This is a genomic window from Halobium salinum, from assembly GCF_026586625.1.
Classification (GTDB): domain Archaea; phylum Halobacteriota; class Halobacteria; order Halobacteriales; family Haloferacaceae; genus Halobium; species Halobium salinum.
Genome location: NZ_JAODIW010000006.1, coordinates 806,665 through 832,239, shown reverse-complemented (window position 1 = coordinate 832,239; position 25,575 = coordinate 806,665). Strand labels below are relative to the sequence as shown.

Sequence of the window (25,575 nt, the reverse complement as noted above, 5' to 3'; positions counted from 1 at the left end):
CTACCGTCCCGCCGACCCCGCCGCCCGCCATCTCCTCACCTCGCCGTCACGCGTCCGACCGTTGTCGACGCCCCCGTCCTGCCGTCGCCACACTCCGCGTCCTGCTGTCGTCGCACTCTCGTCGTCGACGTTCACCATCCTCCCGAACGACGTACCCACACAGTCCTCCCTCCTTGCTTCAGTTTCCTCCCGCCGACGCGTCGCGGTCCGCTTTTCCGTCGTCGGGGCGAACCCGGTGCCATGAGCGACGAGCAGACCGACGCCGGCCCCGATGCGGTGTCCGACGCCGAGTTCGACGCCGACGCGTGGGCGGCGCGCCTACGGGAGAACCGGGCGGAGAAGGACGCGTTCTTCGGAGACCACCCGCAGTCGCCGATTCCACCCGAGGAGCGCGAGGCGTTCGACGGACTGGACTACTTCGCGCCCGACGCCGAGAGTCGGGTGACGGCGACCGCGACGGTCCACGACGAACCGGACCCGGTCGAGATGGCGACGACGGCGAGCAACCCGGTGCGATACCTGCGCGTCGCCACCTTCGAGTTCGAGGTCGGCGGGGAGACGCACTCACTGTGTGCGTACAAGCAGGACCCGGCGGAGGACACCCTGTTCGTCCCCTTCCGCGACGCGACGAGCGGCGAGGAGACGTACGAGCACGGTCGGTACATGGAGTTCGAACCGACCCGCGACCTCGAGGCGGGCGACGAGGTCGTCCTCGACTTCAACCTCGCGTACACCCCGTTCTGTGCGTACAGCGAGACGTTCTCCTGTCCCATCCCGCCCGAGGAGAACGAACTCGCCGTCCCCGTCCGGGCCGGCGAGCGCCATACGGCGTGACTGATGGACCCCGTTCGTCGGTGCGCTCGACACGGGTTCTTCGCGGGCGCGACGTGTCCGGCCTGTGACGCGGCGGGCGACCCCGTGGTGGACGGCGACCGACGCGTCCGCCTCTCGCGGTTTCTGAGCGGCGCGTTGCGACACTTCCCCAGGGAGGTGGGTCTCGACCTCGATGAGGCGGGCTGGACGAGCCGGGAGGCGTTCGTCGACGCGGCCTGCCGGAAGTACGACTGGGCCGACGCCGAGACCGTCGAGGGTGTCGTCGCGACCGACCCGAAGGGGCGCTTCGAGCGACGAGAATCCCGTGTTCGGGCCGTCTACGGTCACTCGGTCGCGGTCGACGTCGACCGCGATTCAGGCCGGGAGAGGACGGCCGACGACGAGACACCGGACCGCCTCTACCACGGGACGGCACCCGAGAACCGCGCCGCCATCGAGACGGAGGGACTCCGACCGATGGGGCGACGGGAGGTTCACCTGTCCCCGAGCCTCGAGGAGGCACGGGCGGTCGGCCGGCGCCACGCCACCGACCCGGTCGTGTTCGTCGTCGACGCGGCGGCGATGCGAGCCGACGGTCGACGGGTGTCGAAGCGCGGGACGTCGACGTACACGACGGACGCGGTCCCGCCGACGTACCTGCGGCGGGTGGACCGAGAGGGGTAGCGACACTACTGCGGCGTCTCGTCGACGTGGGACCGGCGTCGGTGTCGGGTCTGCCACCGATACGTTCGGTACTCGGCAACCAGCGTCGCGAACAACAGGGCGGCGACGAACAGCGCCGCCACCTCGGTGGAGTCGGACACGTCCCAGCGGTCGAGCGCGCGATGGAACCAGAAGAGGTCGGCCCACGCGGAGTCGTGCAGCGCCTCCATCGTCGGCGACTCGACGAGGTGCGGCGCGTCGGGGACGAGCGCCCAGCCGCCTCCCGCGAGGGTCACCGTCCGGGGGTACGGGACGAAGGGGAGGAGGAATGCGACGACGAGTGCCGTCAGCGCGGCCCCGAGCGCGAAGTGAGCGATTCCTTGTGACATGCCGGGGATACGTCGGTAGGAACGAAAAGCACAGTCGTTACCTCGCGGTCGGCGACACTCGCCGACGACCGTGCCGGGTTCGTCGCGACTTCCGGTCACGTTCTTCGGTCTCGCCACTCGCTGCCGTTCGTGGCTCAACGAGAGAAAGTGGCCGGGGCGGGCTCCGAACTTCCGGCGGAGCAAGCTCCGCCGACTCACCGCTCACTCCGCTTCGCTCCGTTCGCGGTGACCGCGAGCGGGTTCTCCGCCGCGGTCGCCGATTCGCGTTTCGGCGTCGTTACTCACTTCGTTCGTGACGCCGCGAGAAACGCGAAATGGCCGGGGCGGGCTCCGAACCCGCGATCTCCGCATAACCCAGGTAACGAGGCTCGGCGGGCCTCAAGGGGCGGAGGCTTCCAAGGCGTACCGCACCGAATCTCGGTAAACCCTATGAGTGCGGCGCTATGTCCAGCTAAGCCACCCGGCCGCACTCTCTCGTACTGCCATCGTACCCTTCAAGCTTCCTATCTCCGGGGAGCGTGCACCGTTCTCCCACACCATTTTATCAATTTAATTGACATTCACTCGGCGGATTTATAACATATGAACCGAACATCCCCTCCCATGAGCCTCCCGGAACTCGTGAGTTCGCTTCTCGGCGACGAGTCGGTGGCGGCGGAGGTGTCCCTCGGCGGCGAGGACGCTCTCTACGTCACGCCGTCGCGAACGCTCCTCTACCGCGCGGAGGGACTCCTGTCGGACGAGTCCGTCGACCAGTACGGCCACGACGCCGAACGAATCGCCGTCTCCGAAGGCCGCCGCAAGGCCAAGGTCACCCTCGACTACGGTCTCGACGGCGAGGAACGGTTCTCCGTCCCCGCGAAACGTCTCGACGACGTGCTCCACCCGCTCGTCGCCGGCGTCCTCAACGCCGCCGACATCACGGGGTCGGGCGAGACTGTCCGGCAGACGTTCCGGTTCTCGGAGCTCACCGTCGTCGTCACGGACGCACGCGTGGTGAAACACATCGGGGCCGCCGTCTGGGACGGCGACTTCGAGGAGTTCCACTACGACGACGTGACCGACCTCGACTTCGAGGACGGTACGGTCGCCACCTCGGTCGTCGTCACGATGGGCGACCGGCAGGAACGGTTCAAGGCGCCCAACGAGTCCGCGCGCGCGGTCCGCGAGGCGCTCAAGGCCGCGCTGCTCTCCTATCACGACGCCCCGAACCTGCCGGCGTTCCGGAAGGCGATGACCCCCGACGAAGGCCCCGAAGCGCCGTCGACCGGGTCGGTCGACTTCGGCGACGGACCCGACCCCCTCAGCGCCGAACCCGCCGCCGACGCCGAAGCCGAGGCGGAAGCCGAGACGGACGGCCGGACCCGGACCGACGCGGCCGGGGCCGCCGACCCGGCCCAGCGCGCCGCCGGCGGCGCCACCGGAGCCGAAACGTCGGCGACCGGCGAGTCGTCGACCCCGTCGGCCTCGTCGGCGTCGGTCGCCGTCGCCGCCACCGAGGCGGCCCCGTCGGCCGCCAATGGGTCGGAGACGACGGGCGAACGGCAGCCGGCCTCGCAGTCGACGGCGCCCGCCGACGGCTCCACCGCGGCCGCCGCGGAGCCCGCCGAGTCGACCGAGTCCACCGGGTCCGTCGGGACACCCGGGACCGCCGAGTCGGCACCGACTGCCGACGAGTCGGGTACCGCCGAGGACGAGTTCGCCGAGTCCGGCTTCCAGCCGGCCGGCCCCGTCGACGACCGCGACGTCGCGGAGGGACTGGCGGAGCTGACCGCCGCGGTCGAGGCACAGAGCGAGGAGCTCCGCCGCCAGCGCGAGACGTTCGAGCGGCTCGTCGAGGAGCTCCGTCGCGGCCGATAGCTCCCGCTCACTCCCGCCCGAGCACTTTTCTGACGCAGGAGGGCCCGAACGGACCGAGTTCGCCGGCGTCGAAACGGACGAAGTGGCCGGTCGAGAGCCCGGCCCCACAGCGACGGCACTCGAAGTCGCCCTCGCGCCTGACGACCTGACTCTCGAAGCGGACGAAGGCGCCGCCCCGGCGCGTCCGAATCCGTCCGGACTCGCGGTCGACGACCCCCCGCTTGTCCGCCTCGTCGAGTATCTCTCGGGTGAGCGCCGGGTCCGTCGTGACGGTCTCGATTCGGTCGACGACCGCCGAGAGCGGGAGTTCGTCGTGCTCGAGGTGGGCGAGGAGTTCGAGGGCGAGCTCCACGCGCTCGTCGCGGTCGAGCCCCGAACCGGGTCGGTCTTCGTCGAAGTCGCCGTTGGAGTCGCTGTCGGGGTCGTCGGGGTCGCCGCTCGAACGGTCGGGACGGTCCGCAGTCACGGACTCGGGTTCCCGGCGGGCCGGCTTGAAGCTTCCGCGCTCGCGGAGGCGGTCGCTCGTCGAAGTCGAGTCGGCATCCCGGAGAACATGGCAGGGGGTGGGATGCCGTCGATGTCCCGACATGGCACGCGGGACGGTACCCCGGCATGGCAAGCGGGGCAGCACCCGGACCGTCGTCCCGAGGGGGAACGGGTCGACGTCCGCGCGTACTTTGTCGAATGGGTGCTACTAAAAACAAGATTCTGCCAAAACGATTTGGGAGACGCGGTGGCGCCCTCGGTGACCCGTCCCGTCGCCGAGGGCAAGTGGTTTGGTTCCCGGAGAAGGAAGACCGGTATGAACCGTCGGACGCGCCTCGCCGCCGGCGTCGCCACGCTGGCGCTGGTCGCCCTCCTCGCGTGGCTGGTGTCGCCGGCCGTGGCGCTGTCGGGCCTCCGGTGGCTCGCCGGGCGACCGGCCCTGTTCGGCCTCGTCCTGCTCGTGCTCGCGGTCGTTCGTCCGTTTCTCGCGTGGCCGACGACGCTCCTCGCCGTCGCCGCCGGCTACGGGTACGGCCTCGCCGGGTTCCCGGTCGCTCTCGGACTGATGACGATTACCGCCGTTCCGCCCTACGGGTTCGGTCGCCGGGCGCGAGGACAGGGCGGGCGCGTCTCCGCTACCGCCGAGCGGTTCGTCGCGGAGACCGGCGGCGTGCGGTCGGTGGCGGCGACCCGACTGCTCCCCGCGCCGTCGGACGTGGTGAGCGTCGCCGCCGGCGTCGCCGGAGTCCGCCTCCGAGCGCTCCTCGTCGGGACCGCCCTGGGCGAGGTGCCGTGGGCCGCCCTCGGGACGCTCGCGGGCGCGACGGTCGGGACGCTCACGGCGGGGACGCTCGCGCGAGTCGCCGACCCTCGGGTCGTCGTCGGAGCCGCGACCCTCGGTGCGCTGGCGCTCGCCGGGCCGGTGTACCGGATGGTTCGAGCGACGGAGTGAACAGGAGCCGACCGGACTCGCGACCGTCGCGTCAGTCCAGCACGCCGACCATCTCGCCGGCGTAGCCGAACACGTCCTCGTAGCCGTTCGAGGAGAGGAGGATGGGGTAGAACGGCTCGTCGGCGGTGAACGTCTCGCCGTCGGCCGTGGCGAAGCGCGCGCCGGCGTCGACGGGTTCGAAGTTGTTCACGAACACCTCGTACTGGCCGGCCGGCGGCTTCGGAATCGGCTCGGTGAGGCGGTACACCCGAACCCCCTCGCGCTCGCCGGCGTCGACCGGGTCGTCGGACAGCGGCGCCGGGAGGACGCCCGTCGCGGTCAGGAACGCCCGGACGAGCCAGTAGGCGTTCTCGGCGGCCTCGTCGGAGCCCTGGAGGCCGCACTCGACCTCGACGGTGTGGGGGTGTTCGATGAGCCGGCCCTCGGAGAAGGCGTCGGTCTCGACGACGAGGTCGACCGGGAGGTGTGGACAGATCGACCGAGCGACGGCGTCGACCTCCTTCACGAGCGCGAACGGTTCGCTGTACGACTGCGTCGAGTGCAGCGACAGGACGGTGCAGTCCCGGAGTTCGTTCGTCAGCGCGTGTGCGAGGCGTGCCTCGTGACTGTCGCCGTTCGGGTCGCCCGGGAACGCGCGGTTGAGGTCCTCGTCGACGTAGCGGACGCCGCGCTCCAGCGCCTCCTCGTTGACGACGATGAGCTTCACCGGTCGCTCGACCTCGAGGTCCTCGGTGAGGAGGCGCTCTACCGCCCGCGCCCCGCAGGGTTCGTCACCGTGGATGGAGGCCACGACCGCGACCTCGGGGGTGCCGTCCCCGAGCTGATGGATTCGCATACACCCAATCTACCCGTCAGGGGTTGAAGTGGGTTTAGATTCCGCTCGGACGTGTCACCCGGCTCGAACGTCGGTCGAGGCGGCGTCGACGGCGCCGGCGGCGCTACTCCAGTCCCTCGGCGTACTCGTAGTCGGCGGGGTAGGCGTCCGGGCGCTGGCCGTCGATGGCGATGCGCCAGTCGTGGATGGCCGTCGGGTCCGACAGCGCCGCCCGGAGGGTCTCCTTGATTTCGGCCACGTCGACGCCGTAGAAGTCGTCCGGCACCCCGTGGAGGTACTGGAGGGCGGTCTCGAACAGCGAGCGCATCCCGTCGTCGTTCTCGAAGTCGAAGTGCTTGTACGCGCCCGCGGCCACCTGCACCATCCCGTGGAGGAACGCGCTCTCGACGCTCCCGCTGCCGTAGTTGTACCACTCGTGTTCGAAGCAGTCGTGTGACTCGTGGAAGTCGCCGGCGTTGTAGAGGCGGACGCCGTGTTCGACCGCCCGACGCAGGGTGGCGTGCTCCCAGACACGCCGGTCCTCGGCCCACCCCGTCGGGTTCCCGAGCGGCGGGGCGACGCCCGGGTCGCGGGTGTGTTCGTCCATGGTGATGGCATGTGCATCGAACGGGGTAACTGCGTCGGCGTGGCGGGTGGGACGGGCCGGCAGTCGACGACGGGAACCCGGTCGCCGACACAGGTGACCCCCGCCGAACGATACCGCAGTCGGTTTATATTTCGGTCGACCATAGGTGACAACGCGGGTTCGACGCCCGCGAACAGACTCACCGGTGCGAGGGTAGCCAAGCCTGGAAACGGCGGCGGACTCAAGATCCGCTCCTGTAGAGGTCCGTGGGTTCAAATCCCTCCCCTCGCACTGCGTCCTCGAACGGCAGTGAGAGGACGAGTGCAAGAGGGGTGGGTTTGAATCAGGGAACGCCTCCGGCGCGACCGTGGTTCAAATCCCTCCCCTCGCACTGCGCCTGCCACACAGGCAACGTGCGCGAAGACCGCTCTCGGAGCGCTCTTCCCTCGCAAAATCCTCATCGAAACCGAACCGGGAGCGACCGCTCCGTACCCGCGAGAACTCGAGGGTCGGTGTCGAATCGAGAGCGGTCGCTCTCCGGCCGAAGTCTCGTAGAAAAGCGTCCGGGAATCGCCATCGTCTCGGACCGCGCTCCCTGACCGTGGTCGCGTTCCGGGTTCGACGGTCTCAGTTCTCGGGACCGCCGTCGGTCAGCGGTCGGCCGCCCTCGGTGCAGAGGGTGTCGGCGAACTGCATCATCTCCGGACCCTTCGGCCGGTAGCCGTCCTGCACCTCGTCGCAGATACGGTCGATGACGGCGCCGACGTGTTCGGGCTCGCCGTTCTGCTCTACGTGCTCGAACACCTCGCTGTAGACCTGTGCTTCCCAGTGACCCCACTCGTCTCCGAGTCGGGAGGCGACGGCGTACTCGAGTTGACGGACCGCATCATCCGAACGCATACCAACACGTATGCCCCCGGACACTCAAAAAGGTACTCTGATTCGAAACCGAGTTAATCAACTGGGTGAGAGCTCACGCCCGCGAGTGCGGGCCCGAGAGGACGTTCGTCCGGTGGGCCAGAGCGTCCTGCAGGAGAGTAGAAAGATTCATGTGGTGTGGTGTCGTATCTCGTACTTACGGGAATCACGAGGATTCACCGAACGGCCGCAACTGGCGACGGTTGTGGTGCGACGCAACAACCGAGAACTCCCTAAGAAGAGTTCGAGGTCAACACGTCACGGAGAACCGTAGTGATCCGATTCCACCCGATTCGGGTGGTGTGAAGGCCAAGTACCGGACGACGCAAACGCGGCGTTCTCGAACGCATCGCGTTCGGGGACACGCTACACGCGAACCGCGTTTGCGGCGTTCGCGAAACCGACGTCGTCGGGAAACGGACGACGGCCGGACGAGCCGTAACGGATCACGGACAACGTCTCTCGTTCGGGTCCAATTCGTGGCGCCCGTTCTCCGTTATTCGACCGCCGAGCGACGCCCCCGTCCGAGACTCGGCCCCGAACCGACTACCACGACGAACCGACGGTTATTCGGCGAGCGCGGGCGCCGTGGTGGTATGACCGACCACACCGACCACACCGACCACACCGACCACACACCCGGCCACGACGCCGACGGCCCTGAGGACCGGTCGACGGTCGTCGAGCGGGCCGCCCACGCCGGCGCGGAGGTCGCCGTCCGGCAGTTCCGAACCGACATCGACGTCGAGACCAAAGACGGGAAGACCGACGTGGTGACGCAGGCCGACCGCGACGCGCAGGCCCGCGTCATCGAGACCATCCGCGAGTCTTACCCCGAGGACGCCGTCGTCGGCGAGGAGGAGGACGCGCTCAAGACGGTGCCCGACTCGGGTGCGTCGTGGGTGGTCGACCCCATCGACGGGACGAACAACTACGTCCGCGACATTCGGGTGTGGGGGACCGCGGTCGCGGCCTGCGTCGACGGCGAGCCCGTCGCCGCCGCGACGGTCTGTCCCGCCCTCGGCGACGTGTTCACAGCCGCCGACGGGGGAGCCTTCCGGAACGGCAAGCGGGTCTCGGTGAGCGACGAAACCGACCCGGAGGGGAGCGTCGTCGCCCCGACGGTCTGGTGGGACTTCGACCACCGCGACGAGTACGCCACCGCCTGTCGCGAGGTCGTCGAACGCTTCGCCGACATGCGTCGGTTCGGCTGTGCGCAGGCCACCCTCGGGATGGTCGCCGACGGCTCGCTCGAGGCCACCATCACGAACGTCGACTGCAACCCCTGGGACACCGTCGGTGGCGTCCACCTCGTCCGGCAGGCCGGGGGCACCGTCACCGACCTCGACGGCGAGCCGTGGCGCCACGACTCCGTCGGCCTCGTCGCCTCCAACGGCGGGGTTCACGAGGAGGCGCTCGCGGCGGCGCAGGGTATCGCCCGGCGGAACTGACTCCCGGCTACTCCCCGCCGGTCCGAAGGTGGTTGAACACGTACGTCTGGGCGTAGCCGGCGTACTCGCCGCCGAGTCGTTCGCGGATGGCCCGCGAGGTCTCGGTGTAGCCGCCGCGGTCACAGCCGGAGAAGTGCTCGGCGATGGCCGTCCGAATCCACGTGTCGAGCGGGACGGCCTCCGCGAAGCCCAGCGAGAACAGGAGCACGCAGTCGGCGACCTTCTCGCCGACGCCGACGAACGCCGTGAGGTGTTCGCGAGCCTCCTCGTAGGGGAGCGCCGCCGCCGCCCGCGGGTCGGCCTCGCCGGTCGCGACCATCTCGGCCGTCCGCCGGACGTAGGGGGCGCGGTAGCCCAGCTTCAGCTCTCGGAGGTCGTCCTCCGTGCGGGCCGCGAGCGCCTCGGGCGTCGGGAACGCCCGGTACGTCCTCCCGTCGACCGTCAGCGACTCGCCGAACTCGCGGGCCATCGCCTCCTGCATCCGCTGAATGCGCGAGACGCGCATCTGCGCCGAACAGATGAACGAGACGAGACAGGGAAAGACGGGGTCGCGGACGAGTCGGAGTCCGTAGTACGCGTCGATGGCGCGGTCGACCAGCGGCTCGTCCGGTAGCGAGTCGAATATCGCCTCGAGGTCGTCGTCGAGCCGCAGAAGGTGTGTTAGGAGCGGAACGGCGTCGGTCGTCGACTCCCACTCCAGCCGACCCGTGTCGGGGTTGCCGACCTGACGAACCCGGACCAGTTGGCGCTCGTCGGTGACCCCCGCCACCGGCGGGACGACCGTCTCGTACCACGCGTCGCCGCCGTGAGCGCCGAGCGAGGCGTACATCTCCCCGTCGGCGCGTCGCCAGCAGTACGACTGGCCACATTCGAGGGTCGCCTGCAGGTCGAACGGCCCGTCGAGGTCGGCCACGTCGAGCGCCCCGGATTCGAGCGAGGACTCCGTCTCCATCGGTCGGACCGACGGACCGGACGGGTTTCGGGGTTTCGAAAGCGGCGTTTCGGTGGTCGGCGGGCGGTGGTCGACGGGCAGTGGTCGGCGGGCGGTGGTCGGCGGGCGGCGGCCAGTGTTGGTAGCCGGCGGCCGGTGCTGACAGTCGGCGGGCAGCAGGCGAAATCAGCCCTGCTCCGGAGCCTCGGACGCACCCGACACCTCGCTCCCGTCGCGGACCCCCGTGGCCTCGCCGCTCCCGTCGGGGGTCCCGGTGGTCCCGTCGCCGTCGTCGAGAGTCCGGGGTGCGTCGGCTTCGGCGGCTCCGTCGTTCTCGCCGGGCGCCCGGTAGGCCGCGGCCGTCGGCTCCGTCCCGACCCCGCGCTCGGCGCGGTAGTCGCCGGCGACGACGTACGCGAGGGCGCCGACCGTGAGCCAGCCGAGGAGGGCGGGGACGACGCTTCGAGTCGGCGAGACGAGCAGGAGGGACTCCGGGACGACCGGGACGGCCGGCCGGTGGGTCGTGTACAGCAGCGTCGACACCGGGTCGAGCGTCAGCGCGAGCGCGGCGAGCCCCCCCGCGGCAAGGAGGCCGCCGAGACCGAGGCCGACCGTCGCGGCGACGGGCGGTCGCGGGTCGCAGACGGCGTAGAGTCGCGGACGAACGGCCGGGAGCGCCGCGACTGACAGCGCGTGGACGGCGTAGGCGACCGCCGGCCCGACCGGCACGAGGTAGAGCGCGTAGACGAGCGTGTCGCTCGCGACGAGGGCGCCCGCGGTGCCGACGGTGACGACGAGGGCGGCGTCCGGTGCGCCGAACCGGTTCGTGTGCGCGAGCGGGGGGACGACCTCCCCCATCCCCCGGAGGAGGCGGCTCGGCGCCCACGGGAGGGAGACGAGCCCGACGAACGCCGCGACCGGGAGGCCGACCCCGACAAGGGGGGCCGCACCGACCCCGAGGGAGCCGCCGGCGGCCGCCGCGAACGGCGCTCGGGCGAAGACGAGCCGCGTCCACGGAATCACGCCGAGCGTCACCGTCGCGACGAGCGTCAGGAGGACGCCGACGCCCGCGACGCCCGCGACGAGCGAGCGGGGGACGGTTCGCCGTGCCTCGCGAGCCTCGCCGCCGAGGGTCGCGGCGGCGTCGACGCCGAGGAACGCGGCGGTCGCCGCCAGCGCCGCCCGACCCACGGCACCCAGCGGGTCGTCGCCGATGGCGGGGGTCGGAAAGAGCGGGCGGAAGTTCCGCGGCACCACGTCGAGGGCGGCCGCGACGAGGGCGGCGACGAGTCCGAGGAGGGCGACCGCGACGAGGCCGGCGGTGACCGCGCCGGCGGCTCGGGGGTGGAGGTGGACGACGGAGACGAGCGCGAGCGCGAGCAGGGCGAGACCGGTCGGGTCGACGCCCAGGAGCGGGCCGAGCGCCGGCGCCGCGAGTTCGCCGACCCACGCCGCGACGAGGCCGAGGACGGCGACGTAGCCGCCCACCTCGGCCCAGCCGACGAGGAAACCCAGGCTCCGTGAGTCCCACACGCGCGAGACGTGGAGGTAACTGCCGCCGGTCCGCGCCCCGAGCGGGCTCCCGGCGAGGAGCGCGTAGCCGCCGGCGACCGCGACCGCGCCGACCGCGGCGAGCAGGTAGGCGACGGGAGTGACGGGGCCGGCGAGGTTCTCGACGCCCTTCGGGACGAAGAGGACCCCACCGCCGAGGAGCGAGCCGACGGCGACGGCCGTGACCACCACCGACCCGGGGCCGCCGCCATCGGACTCGCCGCCGACTCCGAGCATACGAGTCGTGTGTGGGTCGGTGACACATAGCTCTCGCGGTGAATCGGGGCCCGGGGCCCGGACCGGGAGACGACCCGTCCCCTCCTTCACCGGTTGCGTCCGACCGGGAACGAGACGCGGTCGGGATGTTCGTTCAGCCGCCGGAGCGCGCGTTCGTACAGCTCGTTTCGGACGCTCGTCGCCTTTCTGGTGGGGACCACGTAGCGAACCGAGAGCTCGACCCAGGAGTCGCCGGCGACGACGTTCACCGTCGGTTCGGCGGCGACCTCGAGGTCGACGGGGGTCCGCGCGAGGCGGCGGCGGTAGTTGGCGATGCGGGTCCCCATCTCGTCGCCGAGGTAGTCGGTCGTCTCCTCGACGAGTAGGTCGCGGACGAACGCGAGGTCCGTCTCGTAGGCCACCTGCACGGTGAACTCGTTCCACACCCACGGGAGGGACTCCTCCCCGAAGGTGACCACCTGCGAGGAGAGGACGACGCTGTTGGGGACGGTGACGACGCGGCCGGACGGTTGGTTGGTCGAGACGAGGCCGCCGTTCACCTCCCACAGCGTCGTGACGAGGAAGTCGACGGCGACCACGTCGCCGCGGACGCCCTCTATCTCGACCCGGTCGCCGACGGCGAACGGGCGCTCGACGACGATGTACCCCCACGCGATGAGCGAGAGCAGGGGCTGTTGGAGCGCGAACGTCACCGCGAAGCCGACGACGCCCAGCGAGAATAGCACCCCGACCCACTGTTCGGTGACCACCCCGAGGGCCGCCACGAGCGCCACCGCCCCGAGCGCAAGTCTGAGGACGTTGCGCACGTCGTGGGCGCGCCGGCGACTGGCGGCCCGCTCGACGACGTACTGGAGGAGGAGCCCGTACACCCCGAACGCGCCGAGCGCCACTGCCGAGACGTACGCGAGTTTCACGACCAGGTCGCTCAGGGGCACGTCGAGGAGCGGCAGGCTCCCGAACGGGCCGGCGGCGGTGACGACCGCGCCCACGACCGCCGAGAGGAAGGCGAGGAGGAAGGCGACACTGCTGGTCGGCCGGTTCATCGTCCGGGACTCTCGCGGGACGACCAAATGGGTTGCCCCGACGGGTCGACGCCGCACCGCCCCGTGGGTCGACCGCCTCCGTCTGCCGACCGCCTCCGTCCACTGACCGCCCCGTCCATCGGCCGCCTCCGTCCGTCGACCCCACCGTACGCCGACCGGGGTCGGTGCCGTCCGCACTGTCGTCCCGTGTCGTGTCACGCCGAGACGGGACGGGCGTAACCCTGTCACACGCCATCGAGCGACCTCGAGACGACCGTTTCGCGCCGCTTATCTCCGTCCGGGTCGGAGCGATGGGTGATGACTGCACTCGATACCCCCTCGTTCGGCGTCGTTGTCGGACTGGGACTCGTGGTCGCCGGCGAACTCGTCGGCTTCCTCGACCTCTCGCTGGTCGGCGTCGCGCTGTTCGCCGTCTCGCTCCTCTCGCTCGTCGTCCTGTCGACGGTCGACCTCCTCGTCGCGACGCGACGCGAGACGGGAACCTCCGATGGGATGTTGGCTCGGGCGCCGCGACCGCGCTGAGACCACCCTCCGACCCGGAACCGATTCGTCTCCCTGACTGTCCCGCCCGGGGAAACGTTCATACCCCCGCACCGACACGTGCGGGTGATGAAGCCGACGCGACCCCCGGAGCCGGTGGCGGTCGAGTCCGAGAGCGCCCGCCGGCGGGTCGTCGCCGGCTTCGGCGTCGTCGTCGGCCTCGGCGGGCTCCTCGCGGTCTCGGGCGTCGACTGGACCGGCATCACCACCGCGGTCGGCGGCGCCGACCCGGCGACCCTCGGAGTGGCGTTCGGGGCCGCGCTCCTCGCCCAACTGGCGTGGGCGTCGACGACCGCAACCTTCCTCCGGTCGGTCGGCGACGCCCCGACCCGGCGCGTCCAGCTCGGCTACCTCGCGGGCACGTTCGCGAAGCAGGTGCTCCCGTTCGGCCACGCCGGGGGCGCGCCGCTCCTCTCGTACGTGTTCTCGCGCGACCTCGACATCGAGTACCGGCGGCTGTTCCCCGCCGTCACGGCGAGCGAACTCGTCGTCTTCCTCGCCTCGGTCGCAGTCGCGGTCGTCGGAGCGGTGTGGTTCGGGCTCACCGGGGGACTCGCGGCCGTCGCGCCGTCTCTCGGGCGGGAGGCGGCGACCGCCGTGGTCGGCGGCGTCGCCCTCTCGGCGCTCGGTCTCGCGGCCGCCGCCCAGGGAGCCACTCGGCGCCGCGCCGTCCTGCGCCGGGTCGCGCTCCTGTTCGCCGCCGTCGGTCGGGCGACCCTCGCCCGGCCCGTCCCGTCGCTCCGTCGCCGTCTCGACCCCGACACCGTCGGGCGGGGCGTCGACGGCTTCGCCGACGCGTTCTCGCGCGCGACCGCCGACCGACGCGCCGTCGTCCGGGCGGCGGGGTTCGCGCTCGCCGGCTGGTTCGTGTGGGCGCTCCCGCTGTACTTCGCCGTGCGGGCGGTCGGCGCGGAGTTGCCGCTCGCCGTCGCGTTCCTGCTCGTCCCGGCGGCCGGCCTCGCGGGACTCCTCCCGACGCCCGGCGGCCTCGGCGGCGCCGAAGTGGGGTTGACCGCCGGCGTGGTGCTCCTCGCCGGGGTCGGCGTCGACGTCGCCGCCGCCGGCGTCCTCCTCTACCGGGTGTGTTCGTACTGGGGCGTCGTCGCCGTCGGCGGGGCGGCGTCGCTGTACCTGTCGACCGGTCGCTCGCGAGGGAGGAGGCGGGTCGTCGCCGGCGACGACACCTGAACGGTCGGGGAACGTGCGCTCAGCGGATGCTCATGTCCGTCAGCATCGCAAGGTGGTCGGCCACGTCGCCGTCGAACCCCTCGCGGGTGACGCGCCACTCCCAGTTGCCCTCCTCCGTACCGGGGGTGTTGAACCGGGCGTGGCTGTCGAGGCCGAGGAGGTCCTGCATCGGCGCGAGTGCGAGCACCGCGTTCGAGTTCCAGACGGCGTCTATCATGTCCCAGTGGATGTCGCCCCCGTCGGTGCCGAGGTTGTAGTGGAGACAGTCGCGCTGCTCGTCGGACATGGAGTTGTAGAAGCCGACCGTCGTGTCGGTGTCGTGGGTGGCGGAGTAGGCGACGGCGTTCTCCGGGTAGTGCATCGGCTGGTTCGGGTCGCCGGCGCGACACCAGTCGGCGTAGTGGGGCACCTTCATCCCGGGGAGGTCGAACTCCTCGCGGAAGTCGATGAGCCCCTGGTCGATGAAGCCGAGGTCCTCCGCGATGAACGGGAGGTCGCCGAACTCCGCCTGTGCCGTCTCGAAGAAGTCGTAGCCGGGGGCGTCGCGCCACTCGCCGGCGGCCGGGTCGTCGGCGTCGGCCGGGATGGCCCAGAACTCGTCGAACCCCTTGAAGTGGTCGAGTCGGGTGATGTCGACGAGGTCGAACAGGCGGCGCAGGCGGTCCATCCACCAGCCGTAGTCGGTCGCCTGCAGGTGGTCCCAGTCGTACAGCGGGTTCCCCCAGCGCTGACCGTCGTCGCCGGGGTTCGGCGGGACGCCGGCGACCGCCGTGGGTTCGTTCTCCTCGTCCAGCAGGAACGCCTCGGGCGCCGACCATACGTCCGCGGAGTCGAGCGCAACGTAGATGGGCAGGTCGCCGACGAGGCCGACGCCGTTGTCGTGGGCGTACTCCGCGAGCGCGGACCACTGGCGGTCGAAGACGAACTGGACGAACTCGTGGTAGCGCACGTCTTCGGCCAGCCTCTCGCGGTACTCTTCGAGGGCCGACGCCTCGCGCGTCTTCAGCTCGCGGGGCCACTCGGTCCAGAGCGCGCCGTCGAACTCCGACTTGAGCGCCATGAACAGCGCGTAGCCGTCGAGCCAGTACGCCTCGGCCTCGCGGAACGCCTCGAAGGCGTCGTGGTCGCCCGCGTCGTGACTCTCGTCGTCGAACCGCTCGAAGGCGGTCTGCAGGAGGGGCGTCTTGTACGCCTCGACGCGTTCGTAGTCGGTCGCGTGGCGGTCGAAGTCCGGGACGGGTTCGAGGTCCTCCGCCTCCAAGAGGCCGCGCTCTTCGAGTTCGGAGAGCGAGACCAGCAGGGGGTTGCCCGCGAAGGCGGAGAACGCCTGGTACGGGGAGTTGGCCATCGCGTCAGAGGTCGGGCCGAGCGGGCAGAACTGCCACAGCGACTGGTCGGCGCGCGCGAGGAAGTCGACGAAGTCGCGGGCGCCCTGCCCGAGGTCGCCGATTCCGTGCGGGCCGGGAAGCGACGTGACGTGCATGAAGACGCCGCTTTGGCGGTCGAATCTCATGGCTCACCGTTCCCGCGGCGGGGATTTGAAGGGTGCGGTCCGCGTGAGATTGGCGACCGGCCGGGGCGACGGTCGTCGACGCCGGTCGACCGGGGGAGCGGGACCCGGGTGCCCGGTCAGTTCCCGCTCCGCTCGGCGTCGACGTAGAGGAAGTCCACCTCCGCCGCCAGCGCGGACTCCTCGTCTCGGGGGGAGTCGCCGACGAACACCGCCGACTCGGGGGTGGCATTCAGCCCGCGAAGGGTGGCGAGCAACGGCTCGGGGTGGGGTTTCCGGGTCGCCACCGAGTCCCGGCCGACGACCGCGTCGACGTCCGCGTCGAGGTCGTGCACGTCGAGGGCGACGCGGCAGGCGCGCTCGCAGTTGAGCGAGCAGACGCCGACCGGCACCGAGAGGTCGGCGACGGTGTCGGCGAGCGGGAGGCGTTCGGAGACCTCGGCGCCGTCGCACTCGCGGGTCGAGAGGATATCCTCGATAGTCGGACGCACGTCGTGTTTGTCGGCGAGGTCGAGCATCGTCCAGAGGTCGACGCCGGCGGCGTCGACCCCCTGCTCGGCGAGGGCCGCTTCCGCCTCCGTGGCCGTAGCGTCCCAGTCGACCAGCAGTTCGACGAGGGTGCCGTCGAGGTCGAAGACGACCGCGTCGTACTCGCTGTCGAGCGCGGAGAGGGCGTCGCGCACGCCGCCGGCGTCGTGACTCATTGCGTCACGTTCGGTGGTGTCCGGCCAAGGGCGCTTCGGTTCGTGTCGTGGGCTCACTCCGAGAGGTGCGCCACGAGGAACTCCCCCACGCGCTCGCCGACTTTCGCCGACTGGCCGACGAAGAAGTGGTCCGCGGGGAGTCCCACCGCGTCGACTCCGCGCTCGCGGGCCGCGTCGACGACGGGTTCCCAGTCGGCGGTGTCGTCGCGCTCGGCGTAGACGACCCGGGTCGGCGTGCCCCGTTCGGCGAGTCGCGCCACGCCGTCGACGGCGTCGATTTCGTCGCTGATTCGCGCCGCCGGGGCGAGTGCCGCGACCGCGGCGAGGTCGTCGCGCTCCCCCCCGACAACGAGCGCCAGCGTCCCGCCGAAGCTGAAGCCGAACAGCGCGACCCGGTCGTAGCGCTCCGTCGCCCACTCAGCGGCGTTCCGGGCGTCGACGCGCTCGCCGGCCCCCTCGTCCCAGTCGCCGTAGTCGAAGCGGAGACAGTCGATGCCGGCCTCGCCGGCGGCGTCGGAGACGGCCACGAGGCGCTCGTCGCCGCGGTGGCCGCGGTGTTGCGGGTGGGGCGGACAGGCGACGACGCAGGCGTCGCCGCCGCGGGCGTCGAGCGTCGCTCGAACGTCGCGGGCGCCGGGGACGAGCACGTCCTCACGGCGGTGGTCGGTCGCGCCGCCGTCGTCCGCGCCGTCGTCGGCGGCCTCGGTCGTCCCGTCGCCGGTCGGGTCGGTCATCGTCGTCCGAGTTGGCCGCGACCCCACATCACGCTGCCGACCGACGCTCGGCGCGCGAAACGGAAGCTTTCAGGCGCTTCGCCCGAAGGAACCGGTGATGGACGGTGCTCGGTCGTCCGGCGAGGGGACGGACGACGGCGACGAAACGCACGACGGCGAGGAGTCGAGCGACGGGAACGACACGACCGACGGGGACGGCCCGAGCGGCCCGAACGAGCCGACCGGTTCGACCGACGAGCGGGCCGTCACCGGCGGCAACGCGCCACCCTCGGACAGCCCCGCCCACGCGGCGCCGGACCACGGCGACCTGCTCTCGGCGCTGTCGGGCCGGGACCTCGCTGTGGCGGCGGACCCGCGTGAAGCCGACGACCCCGAGGCGTTCGAGACGACCGTCGACGCCGACGCGGACCCCGAGGCGGTCGACGTCGTCTTCCCCCAGTCGGTCGCCAGCGGCGGTCCGACACCCGAGGGGGTCATCCTCTGGACGCGCGTCGCCCCCGAGGCGTACGACTCCGAGGACCCCCTCGGCGTCGAGGTGGCGACCGACCCCGACTTCGAGGACGTGGTGTATCGTGGCCTCGTCGAGGACGGCGAGGCGGTGACCGCCCACGACCACACGGTGAAGGTCGACCTCGACGGCGCGCTCTCCCCCGGCACGACCTACCACTACCGGTTCGTCCACGGGGACGTGGCGAGCCGAACGGGTCGCTGTCGGACCCTCCCCGACCCCGACGCCAGCCCGGAGTCGGTCGCCTTCGCGGTGCTCACCTGTCAGAACTACGCCAACGGTTACTTCGGCGCGTTCGACCACGTCGCCGACGAAGACGTGGACTTCGTGGTCCACGTCGGCGACTTCATCTACGAGGACTCCGGCGCCGCCTTCACCGGTCTCGGCAGTCCGGACCTCCCCGACCGACACCTGCCGCTACCGAACGGCCACGACCGCGTCGAGGGCCTCGACGACTACCGCTTCCTCCACCGGACCTACCGCTCGGACCGACACCTCCAGCGGATGCTGGAGCGCCACACGCTCCTCCCGGCGTGGGACGACCACGAGATCGCCGACGACGTCTACTGGGACCGGGAGGCGGGCGTCCCGCGGGCGAACCACCCCGAGAGCGACGACCCGGCGTTCATGACGAACCTCGTCGCCGACGCGCTCCACGCGTGGTGGGAGTACATGCCCGCCCGCGTCGAGTACGACCCGACCGCCGACGACCTCCACGAACGCGTCCAGCTGTGGCGGACCGTCTCCTTCGGCGACCTCGTCGACGTGGCGTTCTCCGACGAACGTCTCTTTCGGGACGGCCCCCGCGAGGACGTGTTCCTCCCGACCGAGCGCGCGACCGCCCCGGAGAACGAGCCGCCGGGCCGGACGATGCTCGGCGAGCGCCAACTCTCCTGGCTGCTCGAGGCCGTCGAGGCTTCGACGGCGACCTGGACCGTCTGGTGTGACGAGGTGTTGACGATGCCGTTCAAGGTCGGCGCCGGCCCCGCCACGTTCTACCCCGTCCAGGGCGGCTGGGACGGCTACCGCCGGGAGCGGACGTACATCTCCCAGCGCTTCGCCGAGTGGGACGTGGAGAACCTCGTCACCCTCACCGGCGACATGCACTGTTACGTCGCGGGCTACAAACAGACGCGCTACCCCGGTCCGTTCAGACGTTTGCTCGGCGACGGCGTGAGCGAGGACGAGCGCATCGGCGTCGAGTTCATGACGCCGCCGGTGACCAGCCTCAACTGGTCGGAGGCGGTGGGGCTCGCGACCGGCCCGTTCAGCGGTGTCGCGAAGCGCCTGCTCAGGTGGGGCGCGACGACGATGAACCCACACATCGAGTACTTCGACAGCCACCACTGGGGGTACTCGGTCGTCGAGTTCACCCGCGACGAGTGCACCTACACCGGCTACGCCGTCGACAAGACGACGGACGAACCCTACCCGGAGCGCGAACGGCTCGTCGAGTACCGCGTCCCCGAGGGACGGGTCGAACTGGAACGGGTCGACTGAGTCGGCCGACTGCGGCGAGCGGGGTCGGGACCCGCTCGGTCGAGGACGCCGTTCCGTCGCTACCGGAGCGACCTATTTACCGCGTGAGGTTTTAAGCATCGGGTGCCCAAGAGGGGGATATGGGAATCCTCTCTCGCGCGTCGTACGTCATCCGCTCGAAGTTCAACGCCATCTTGAACCGGGCGGAGGACCCCAACGAGACGCTCGACTACTCCTACGAGAAGATGCGCGACGAGCTCCAGCAGGTCAAACAGGGCATCGCGGACCTGACGACCCAGAAGAAGCGCCTGGAGATTCAGAAGCGCCGATTAGAGGAGAACGTCGAGAAGCACAACGACCAGGCTCGACAGGCCATCAACGCCGACCGCGAGGACCTCGCGCGCAAGGCTCTCGAGAAGAAGAAGTCGAAGATGAGCCAGATCGAGGAACTGGAGGGCCAGATCGCCGACCTCCAGAACACGCAGGACAACCTCGTCGAGAAGAAGAACAAGCTCCAGAGCCGCATCGAGGAGTTCCGCACGAAGAAGGAGACGATGAAGGCCCGCTACGAGGCCGCCGAGGCGTCGACCCGCGTCTCGGAGGCGATGAGCGGCGTCGGCGACGAGATGGAGGACACCGCCCGGGCCATCGAGCGCGCAGAGGAGCGCACCGACGAGATGGAGGCTCGTTCGGCCGCCATGGACGAACTGCAGGACACCGGCGCGTTCGACGACGCCCTCTCGGACAAGGACTCGCTCGACCGCGAACTCGAGGCGCTCCAGAGCGACTCCGAGGTCGACGCGGAACTGGAGACGCTGAAAGCCGAGATGGGCAAGGGCGAGGCACCCGCCGAGGACGTCGAGGCCGAGAGCGCCGAGGCGGAGGCGAACTCGGCCGCGCTCGACGCAGACGACCTCGACGCAGACGACGTGGACACCGAGGACGTGGATACCGAGGATGTCGAGGCCGACGTCTCCGACGCGGAGGTCGAAGCCGAACTGGAGGAACTCCGCGAGGAGGAGCGAAGCGCCGAGTAACGCCGACTTCGACTCCGGCCCACGGGCCCGCGGCTCCGGCTCCGGTCCCCCGCCGACCGCCACCGGTCCGTCGGTCAACCCGCCCGGACTCCGCGCCCCGAGTTGTACGCGCCGCCACCGCCGCCCCCCGGCTTCGTCCCCGGGTTCCGCCCGCCGGGTCTTTGTAGTCGCCATCCGAAGCGACGGCAATGCCCGACACGGACGAGGACAATCCGAGCGACACGATGCGCGGCCGTGTCGAGGAGAGTCGGTGGAAGCTGTGGGTGCTCATGAACGCGAGCAGACCGCTCGTCGCCGCCGGCGTCGCGTTCGCCGTGTTTCTCGTGCTCGTCCTCGCCAGTTTCCTCGGCCTCTCGCCCATGCGACTGGTAATCCGCCAGTACAACGCGCTCTGGTGGCTGTTCTCGCCCGCCATCAACTCGGTCGTCACCGGCGTGACGCTCGTCGTCACGTTCAATCAGCTCGTGCTCTCACAGGAGCTCGGCCCGCTGGGCGACCAGCGCGAGCGGATGCAAGGGTCGCTCGCCTTCCGACACGACGTGGAGGAGTGGCTCGAAGACGAGACGAGCCCGCCGGACCCGGCGTCCTTTCTCGAGGCGCTCATCGACGGCATCCAGACGTACGCCAACGAACTCGAGGACGCCGTCGAGCGGGTGGGTGACGAGGAGCAGCGCGAGCAGATGCAACAGTACGTCGACAGCCTCACGAGTCACGCGACGTCCGCCGGCGAAGGCCTGAGCGACGCCCAGTTCGGCTCGTTCAGCGTGATATACGCCGCGCTCGACTTCAACTACTCCTGGAAGATATACGAGGCCGAACGGCTCCAGAACCGCTACGCCGACGACTTCGACGACGACACGGCCGAGGCGCTCGACGACGTGATACAGATGCTGGAGTTCTTCGGACCCGCCCGCGAGCACTTCAAGACGTTGTACTTCCAGTGGGAGCTGGTCAACCTCTCGCGGCTGATGCTGTACTCGGCGGTGCCGGCGCTCGCGGTGACGCTGGTGATGCTCCTCTACGTGAGTCCCGGCGCGATTTCGGGGTTCACGCTCGGCGTCGACAACCTCGTGCTCGTCGTCTCCGCGGCGACGACGGTGACGCTCGCACCTTTCTTCCTCCTGCTGTCGTACGTGCTCCGCGTCGCCACCGTCGCGAAGCGGACGCTCGCCATCGGCCCGTTCGTGCTCCGCGAGACGGACCGCTCCGGCGACATCAGCTGGACCGAGTAAGGGAGCCAAAAAGGGGCGAGTAAGGGGCGTACAGGCGGCGCGTCGGACTGCGCTCCGAAGTCGGAAACCGGGACGGCGCGCCGCACACCCGCCTCGACCTCCCGGTCCGAGGGGTCAGGTCACGACGGGTGTGGTCGCGTCCCGCTATTTGAGTCTCGGCACTAGGTCGTTCGGAACCTACACCTCCCGCGCGCCGGTACCCGGTCGGTCGAGGTCGGCGAGGTGAATCTCACCGTCCGAGAGGTCGACTCCCTCGAAGGGGTCCTCGGCGAGCAGGAGCGCGCCGTCGAGGTCGACGTAGTCGAGGAGGGGCGCGAGGTGGCAGGCGGCGGCGATGGCGGCGTTCGTCTCCTCCATGCAGCCGAGCATGGTCTCGAGCCCGTGAGCCCGGGCGGCGTGGAACAGCCGGGTCGCCTCGCGCAGGCCGCCGCACTTCATCAGCTTCACGTTCGCGATGTCGACGCGGTCGGCGATTCGGGGGACGTCTTCGAGCGTGATGCAGGACTCGTCGGCCGCGATGGGGAGTTCGGAGCGCTCGTAGACGAACTTCAGGCCCTCCGGGTCGCCGGCGGGGACGGGCTGCTCGACGAACTCCACGTCGTACTCGGTGAGCCACTCGATGTTCGCCACCGCTTGGCGGGGTGTCCACGCCTCGTTGGCGTCGACCCGCAGGGTGGCGTCGGGCGCGGCGTCGCGGACCGCGTCGAGGATGGCCTCGTCGTCGTCGGTGCCGACCTTCACTTTCAGCAGTGGGTAGCCCGCCTCGACGGCCTCCTCGGTCTTCTCGCGCACCACGTCCGGTTCGTCGATGCCGATAGTGAACGACGTCTTCGGCGTTCGGCCGGGGTCGTGGCCCCACATCCGGTAGAGCGGGACGCCGAGGCGCTTCGCGGCGAGGTCGTGCAGCGCGATGCTCACCGCCGCTCGGGCCGCGGGGTTGCGCTCGACGACTCGGCGGAGGCGACGCTCGACCTCGTCGAGGGCGTGGGGGTCGCCGACCTCGCGGACCTCGTCGAGCAGGCTCGGGAGGACGGCCTCGACGGTGGCCGCGGTCTCGCCGTAGTGAGCCGACGGCGCGGCGGCGCCGACACCGGTCATCCCGCCGCCGTCCGTGATTCGGACGACGACGTTCTCGGCGACCTCGTGGGTGCCGCGGGCGATGGTGAAGGGGTGGGAGAGCGGCAGTTCGACCCGCTCGAACTCGCAGGTGAGGCTCACGCGAGGCTCACTCCCCCTCGACGGCGTTCGATTCGGCGGCGACGCCGTCGAGGACCACGTCGAGAATCTCGTCGGCGCCGAACCGCACCGGGTCGGTCGCGGGGGCGTCGAGTTCGTCCGCGTAGGCTTCGACGGCGTCACGGGCGGCCTCCGCGTCGTCGCCGTGAGTGCGGGTGTTGAGTGCGCCGGCGACGACCTCGGTCTCGTGGACCGGCGCCGCCAGCCCCTCGTAGAGGTCGACGAGCGTCGGCACGTCGGTCGTCGGGAACGATTCGTAGCCGTGGATTGCGTCGCGGTCGACCTCGTGACACAGCACGAGTCTGTCGGCCATCGACCCGTGGAGGATGCCGCAGGTCACGGCGGAGTAGGCCGGGTGGACGATGGCGCCCTGCCCCTCGACGAACAGCACGTCGTGGTCGTTCCCCGTCTCCAGAATCATCTCCTCGACGGCGCCCGCGGTGAAGTCCGAGACGACGCGGTCGATGGGGTTCCCCCAGCCGGCTATCATGATGCCCGTCTGCCCGGTCGGAATGAACCCGGCGTCGACGCCGCGCTCGCGGGCCGCCTCGACGAGTTCGAGGGTGGTCGTCATCTTCCCCGTCGAGCAGTCGGTGCCGACGGTGAGGACGACTTCGGCGTCCACGTCGGCCGCCTTTCCCTCGGCGACGCCGATGCCGTCGTGGGGCTTTCGGACGTCGTCGAGGGTCGCGTCGTGTTCCTCGGCGAGTTCGACGAACTCCTCGTCCTCGGTGAGGAAGTAGTGGAGCCCCGCCTGCACGTCACAGCCCCGTTCGAGCGCCGCGCGTACGTCCGGACGCCAGGAGTCGTCGAAGCCGCCGCCGATTGGGGCGATGCCGACGACGAGCGCGTCACACTCCGGCACCTCGTCGAAGCGCTCGACGACCGGCGCGTCGTCGACGTCGGCGACGTGGTCGTTCACGCGACTCCCCGCGTTGTCCCGGTCGAGGACGGCGACGACCTCGTGGGGACCGTAGCGCAGGAGGCCGACGGCGGTCTTCGCGCGGTCCGGGAACTTCCCGTGGGCGAGGACGGCGATGCGGCGGCCGCCCTCCGTCGCGTGGTTTGCGTCGGGTGTCATGCCTTGTCGGACGGGAGGGTGGGTCATAAAGGGAGGGTCGTTCATGGGAGGGTGGGCTAGGTCTCATCAGAAGACGGAGGAAAGACGGTCGAGATGATAGTGCGTGCGTGACGGACGTCACGGGGACCCTCGAAAGCCCCCGGGCGCTCGACCGGTTGCGACTCGCTGCGCTCCTCGGCTCGCTGCGCTCGCCTCCGGTGCTTGCGTCGTCTCACCGGACCGAGCGCCCGGCCCCTTTCGGAGCCCCACCCAACAGCACCGCCACACCCTCCCCAGCCGATTCACCCGCCGGCTCGCGGCTTCGCCGCTCGCCCCTCCGAGGCCCTCCCTTCGGTCGCGCCTCGCATCGCTCGCTCATCCCTCGCACGGTCGCTCGCCTCGCGAGACCTTCGGTCTCGCTCCCCTTCGCTCGCTACGCTCGCGAAGACGGCCATAAAGGCCGCTCGGCGCGCGCCGAGCGCGGCTCCTTACCGCGAGTAGCGCACGAGGACCTCGCTGAGTCTACTCGACTGCGAACGAGGAAAGCAACCTACGGACGACCCGGAGAACTCACTCCGAGGAGACCAGTTCGTCGTAGCGCGCCCCAGTCTGTTTCAGGGTCTCGGTGGAGTAGAGCCGCTCGTGTTCGAAGGGAAGGTGCTCGCTCGCGAGTTCGTCGACCTTCTCGTCCACCGCGTCGGCCTCGCGTCCGTGGACCATGGTGAAGAGGTTGTACTCCCACCCCTGCTCGGGCCGTCGGGGCCGGTGATAACACAGCGTCACGTAGGGGAGCGACCCGACGCGGACCCCCCGCTCGTCTAACTCCTCGTCGGGGACGTTCCAGACGACCATGCAGTTGTTCCGGAAGCCGGTGACGACGTGGTTCACCACACAGCCGATGCGCTTTATCTGGCCCCCGTCGAGCAGGCGCCGGACGGCGTCGAGCACGTCCGCCACGTCGGCGCCGATTTCGTCGGCCACGTCCCCGTAGGGTGTCTTCGTCAGCGGAAGCCCGCCCTGAATCGCGACGAGGAGGTCGGCCTCGAGGTCGGTGAGCCCGCCGGTGGCGTCTTCGCTGATGCGGGTGGCCTCCACGTGGGTCTCTTCGACCGACTCCCGGGCGAAGCGGTCCCGGTTGACGACGGGGAACTCGAGGTCGATGTAGTAGTCGGTGAGCATCGGGAGGTTCAGCACCGCACAGCCGGTGCGCTCCTCGATTTCGCGGAGGATGCGGTCCCGGGTCTTCCGGCACCCGGCGGTGACGACGAACCACATGTTCCAGGCGTGGTCCCGACGGTAGTTGTGGTTCACCTGGCGGTAGCCGTTGATTATCTCGGCCACCTCGTCGAATCGGTCCTCGGGGGCCTGCACCGCCGCGAGGGTCGAACTCCCGATGACGGGCGGGTTGAGCACGGCGCCGAACCGGCGGAACACCCCCTGTTCGCGCAGTCGACGCACCCGGTCGAGAGCCTCGTACTCGCTCACGCCGAGTTCGTCGGCGACGACCCGAAACGGCCGCTCCGTGACGGGAAACCCGCTCTGGTAGCCGTCGACGAGGGCGGCGTCGACCTCGTCGAGGGCGTCGAGGGTGGCCTGCCAGTCCGGGGCGTTGGACTCGGGGTCCGTGGCACTCATCGACGGCACTTAGGAAGG

General features: G+C 70.4%; 24 protein-coding genes and 2 tRNA genes. 11 read left to right on the top strand and 15 right to left on the bottom strand.

Going from position 1 to position 25,575, the window contains the following annotated elements; translation table 11 throughout:
• Nucleotides 1-240: 240 nt before the first annotated feature.
• Nucleotides 241-834 carry a DUF1684 domain-containing protein gene (locus N5095_RS07565; protein WP_267622148.1) on the top strand — a complete coding sequence of 198 codons (594 nt, stop codon included), beginning with the start codon at nucleotides 241-243 and terminating at the stop codon, nucleotides 832-834.
• Nucleotides 835-1,497, top strand: a complete 663-nt coding sequence (locus N5095_RS07560; protein WP_390203038.1) for an RNA 2'-phosphotransferase — start codon at nucleotides 835-837, stop codon at nucleotides 1,495-1,497.
• A 5-nt stretch (nucleotides 1,498-1,502) separates the two neighbouring features.
• On the opposite strand, the gene N5095_RS07555 is transcribed toward N5095_RS07560, so the two are convergent.
• Together N5095_RS07555 and N5095_RS07550 are read right to left on the bottom strand one after the other, a co-directional pair.
• Nucleotides 1,503-1,865 (bottom strand): hypothetical protein, encoded by a 363-nt coding sequence (locus N5095_RS07555; RefSeq protein WP_267622146.1) that lies wholly within the window; start codon nucleotides 1,863-1,865, stop codon nucleotides 1,503-1,505.
• Between the two features lie 315 nt (nucleotides 1,866-2,180).
• A tRNA-Met gene (locus N5095_RS07550) sits at nucleotides 2,181-2,331 on the bottom strand.
• Between the two features lie 137 nt (nucleotides 2,332-2,468).
• On the opposite strand from N5095_RS07550, the gene N5095_RS07545 reads away from it, so the two are divergent.
• The gene (locus tag N5095_RS07545) at nucleotides 2,469-3,725 is read left to right on the top strand and encodes a DUF7115 domain-containing protein (protein ID WP_267622145.1); all 1,257 of its coding nucleotides are present in this window, start codon (nucleotides 2,469-2,471) and stop codon (nucleotides 3,723-3,725) included.
• 7 nt (nucleotides 3,726-3,732) lie between these two features.
• Here N5095_RS07545 and N5095_RS07540 read toward each other — a convergent pair whose 3' ends face one another.
• On the bottom strand, nucleotides 3,733-4,077 hold the full coding sequence (locus N5095_RS07540; RefSeq protein WP_267623017.1) for a DUF5830 family protein: 345 nt from the start codon (nucleotides 4,075-4,077) through the stop codon (nucleotides 3,733-3,735).
• Nucleotides 4,078-4,527: 450 nt separating this feature from the next.
• On the opposite strand from N5095_RS07540, the gene N5095_RS07535 reads away from it, so the two are divergent.
• Nucleotides 4,528-5,163: a VTT domain-containing protein gene (locus N5095_RS07535; protein WP_267622144.1), complete on the top strand. Its 636-nt coding sequence runs from the start codon at nucleotides 4,528-4,530 to the stop codon at nucleotides 5,161-5,163.
• Nucleotides 5,164-5,194: 31 nt separating this feature from the next.
• On the opposite strand, the gene N5095_RS07530 is transcribed toward N5095_RS07535, so the two are convergent.
• Both N5095_RS07530 and N5095_RS07525 read right to left on the bottom strand, forming a co-directional pair.
• The gene (locus tag N5095_RS07530) at nucleotides 5,195-5,998 is read right to left on the bottom strand and encodes a M14 family metallopeptidase (RefSeq protein ID WP_267622143.1); all 804 of its coding nucleotides are present in this window, start codon (nucleotides 5,996-5,998) and stop codon (nucleotides 5,195-5,197) included.
• A 103-nt stretch (nucleotides 5,999-6,101) separates the two neighbouring features.
• Nucleotides 6,102-6,584, bottom strand: a complete 483-nt coding sequence (locus N5095_RS07525; protein ID WP_267622142.1) for a DUF309 domain-containing protein — start codon at nucleotides 6,582-6,584, stop codon at nucleotides 6,102-6,104.
• A 186-nt stretch (nucleotides 6,585-6,770) separates the two neighbouring features.
• On the opposite strand from N5095_RS07525, the gene N5095_RS07520 reads away from it, so the two are divergent.
• A tRNA-Leu gene (locus tag N5095_RS07520) sits at nucleotides 6,771-6,854 on the top strand.
• Between the two features lie 336 nt (nucleotides 6,855-7,190).
• Here the strand turns inward: N5095_RS07520 and N5095_RS07515 are convergent.
• Complete coding sequence (locus N5095_RS07515; RefSeq protein WP_267622141.1) at nucleotides 7,191-7,463, bottom strand: hypothetical protein; 273 nt, start codon at nucleotides 7,461-7,463, stop codon at nucleotides 7,191-7,193.
• 614 nt (nucleotides 7,464-8,077) lie between these two features.
• On the opposite strand from N5095_RS07515, the gene N5095_RS07510 reads away from it, so the two are divergent.
• Nucleotides 8,078-8,932 (top strand): inositol monophosphatase family protein, encoded by an 855-nt coding sequence (locus N5095_RS07510; protein WP_267622140.1) that lies wholly within the window; start codon nucleotides 8,078-8,080, stop codon nucleotides 8,930-8,932.
• A 7-nt stretch (nucleotides 8,933-8,939) separates the two neighbouring features.
• Here the strand turns inward: N5095_RS07510 and N5095_RS07505 are convergent, their stop codons facing one another.
• From N5095_RS07505 to N5095_RS07495, 3 genes are all read right to left on the bottom strand, one after another.
• Nucleotides 8,940-9,884 (bottom strand): DNA-3-methyladenine glycosylase family protein, encoded by a 945-nt coding sequence (locus N5095_RS07505; protein WP_267622139.1) that lies wholly within the window; start codon nucleotides 9,882-9,884, stop codon nucleotides 8,940-8,942.
• 165 nt (nucleotides 9,885-10,049) lie between these two features.
• The gene (locus tag N5095_RS07500) at nucleotides 10,050-11,651 is read right to left on the bottom strand and encodes an APC family permease (RefSeq protein ID WP_267622138.1); all 1,602 of its coding nucleotides are present in this window, start codon (nucleotides 11,649-11,651) and stop codon (nucleotides 10,050-10,052) included.
• Nucleotides 11,652-11,737: 86 nt separating this feature from the next.
• A complete protein-coding gene (locus tag N5095_RS07495) occupies nucleotides 11,738-12,694 on the bottom strand; it encodes a mechanosensitive ion channel family protein (protein WP_267622137.1) in 957 nt (318 codons plus the stop codon).
• A gap of 297 nt (nucleotides 12,695-12,991) precedes the next feature.
• On the opposite strand from N5095_RS07495, the gene N5095_RS07490 reads away from it, so the two are divergent.
• Nucleotides 12,992-13,216, top strand: coding sequence for a hypothetical protein (locus tag N5095_RS07490; protein WP_267622136.1), 225 nt, complete (start codon nucleotides 12,992-12,994; stop codon nucleotides 13,214-13,216).
• Nucleotides 13,217-13,303: 87 nt separating this feature from the next.
• Nucleotides 13,304-14,422, top strand: a complete 1,119-nt coding sequence (locus N5095_RS07485) for a lysylphosphatidylglycerol synthase transmembrane domain-containing protein (RefSeq protein ID WP_267622135.1) — start codon at nucleotides 13,304-13,306, stop codon at nucleotides 14,420-14,422.
• 19 nt (nucleotides 14,423-14,441) lie between these two features.
• Here N5095_RS07485 and malQ read toward each other — a convergent pair whose 3' ends face one another.
• The 3 genes from malQ to N5095_RS07470 form a co-directional block, all read right to left on the bottom strand.
• A complete protein-coding gene (malQ, locus tag N5095_RS07480; protein ID WP_267622134.1) occupies nucleotides 14,442-15,935 on the bottom strand; it encodes a 4-alpha-glucanotransferase in 1,494 nt (497 codons plus the stop codon).
• A 116-nt stretch (nucleotides 15,936-16,051) separates the two neighbouring features.
• The gene (locus N5095_RS07475; RefSeq protein WP_267622132.1) at nucleotides 16,052-16,636 is read right to left on the bottom strand and encodes an HAD family hydrolase; all 585 of its coding nucleotides are present in this window, start codon (nucleotides 16,634-16,636) and stop codon (nucleotides 16,052-16,054) included.
• 53 nt (nucleotides 16,637-16,689) lie between these two features.
• Entirely contained in the window at nucleotides 16,690-17,370 is a 681-nt protein-coding gene (locus tag N5095_RS07470) for an alpha/beta hydrolase (protein ID WP_267622131.1), read from the bottom strand.
• Nucleotides 17,371-17,467: 97 nt separating this feature from the next.
• Here N5095_RS07470 and N5095_RS07465 point away from each other — a divergent pair, with 97 nt between their 5' ends.
• The 3 genes from N5095_RS07465 (at nucleotide 17,468) to N5095_RS07455 (ending at nucleotide 21,626) form a co-directional block, all read left to right on the top strand.
• Entirely contained in the window at nucleotides 17,468-19,378 is a 1,911-nt protein-coding gene (locus tag N5095_RS07465) for an alkaline phosphatase D family protein (RefSeq protein ID WP_267622130.1), read from the top strand.
• Nucleotides 19,379-19,497: 119 nt separating this feature from the next.
• On the top strand, nucleotides 19,498-20,394 hold the full coding sequence (locus tag N5095_RS07460) for a PspA/IM30 family protein (protein WP_267622129.1): 897 nt from the start codon (nucleotides 19,498-19,500) through the stop codon (nucleotides 20,392-20,394).
• A 188-nt stretch (nucleotides 20,395-20,582) separates the two neighbouring features.
• Nucleotides 20,583-21,626 carry a DUF7972 family membrane protein gene (locus N5095_RS07455; protein ID WP_267622128.1) on the top strand — a complete coding sequence of 348 codons (1,044 nt, stop codon included), beginning with the start codon at nucleotides 20,583-20,585 and terminating at the stop codon, nucleotides 21,624-21,626.
• A 177-nt stretch (nucleotides 21,627-21,803) separates the two neighbouring features.
• Here the strand turns inward: N5095_RS07455 and N5095_RS07450 are convergent, their stop codons facing one another.
• From N5095_RS07450 to ahbB, 3 genes are all read right to left on the bottom strand, one after another.
• A complete protein-coding gene (locus N5095_RS07450; protein ID WP_267622126.1) occupies nucleotides 21,804-22,844 on the bottom strand; it encodes a dipeptide epimerase in 1,041 nt (346 codons plus the stop codon).
• A 7-nt stretch (nucleotides 22,845-22,851) separates the two neighbouring features.
• Complete coding sequence (locus N5095_RS07445; RefSeq protein ID WP_267622125.1) at nucleotides 22,852-23,943, bottom strand: N-acetyltransferase DgcN family protein; 1,092 nt, start codon at nucleotides 23,941-23,943, stop codon at nucleotides 22,852-22,854.
• Nucleotides 23,944-24,492: 549 nt separating this feature from the next.
• On the bottom strand, nucleotides 24,493-25,557 hold the full coding sequence (gene ahbB / locus N5095_RS07440; protein ID WP_267622124.1) for a siroheme decarboxylase subunit beta: 1,065 nt from the start codon (nucleotides 25,555-25,557) through the stop codon (nucleotides 24,493-24,495).
• Nucleotides 25,558-25,575 lie beyond the last annotated feature (18 nt).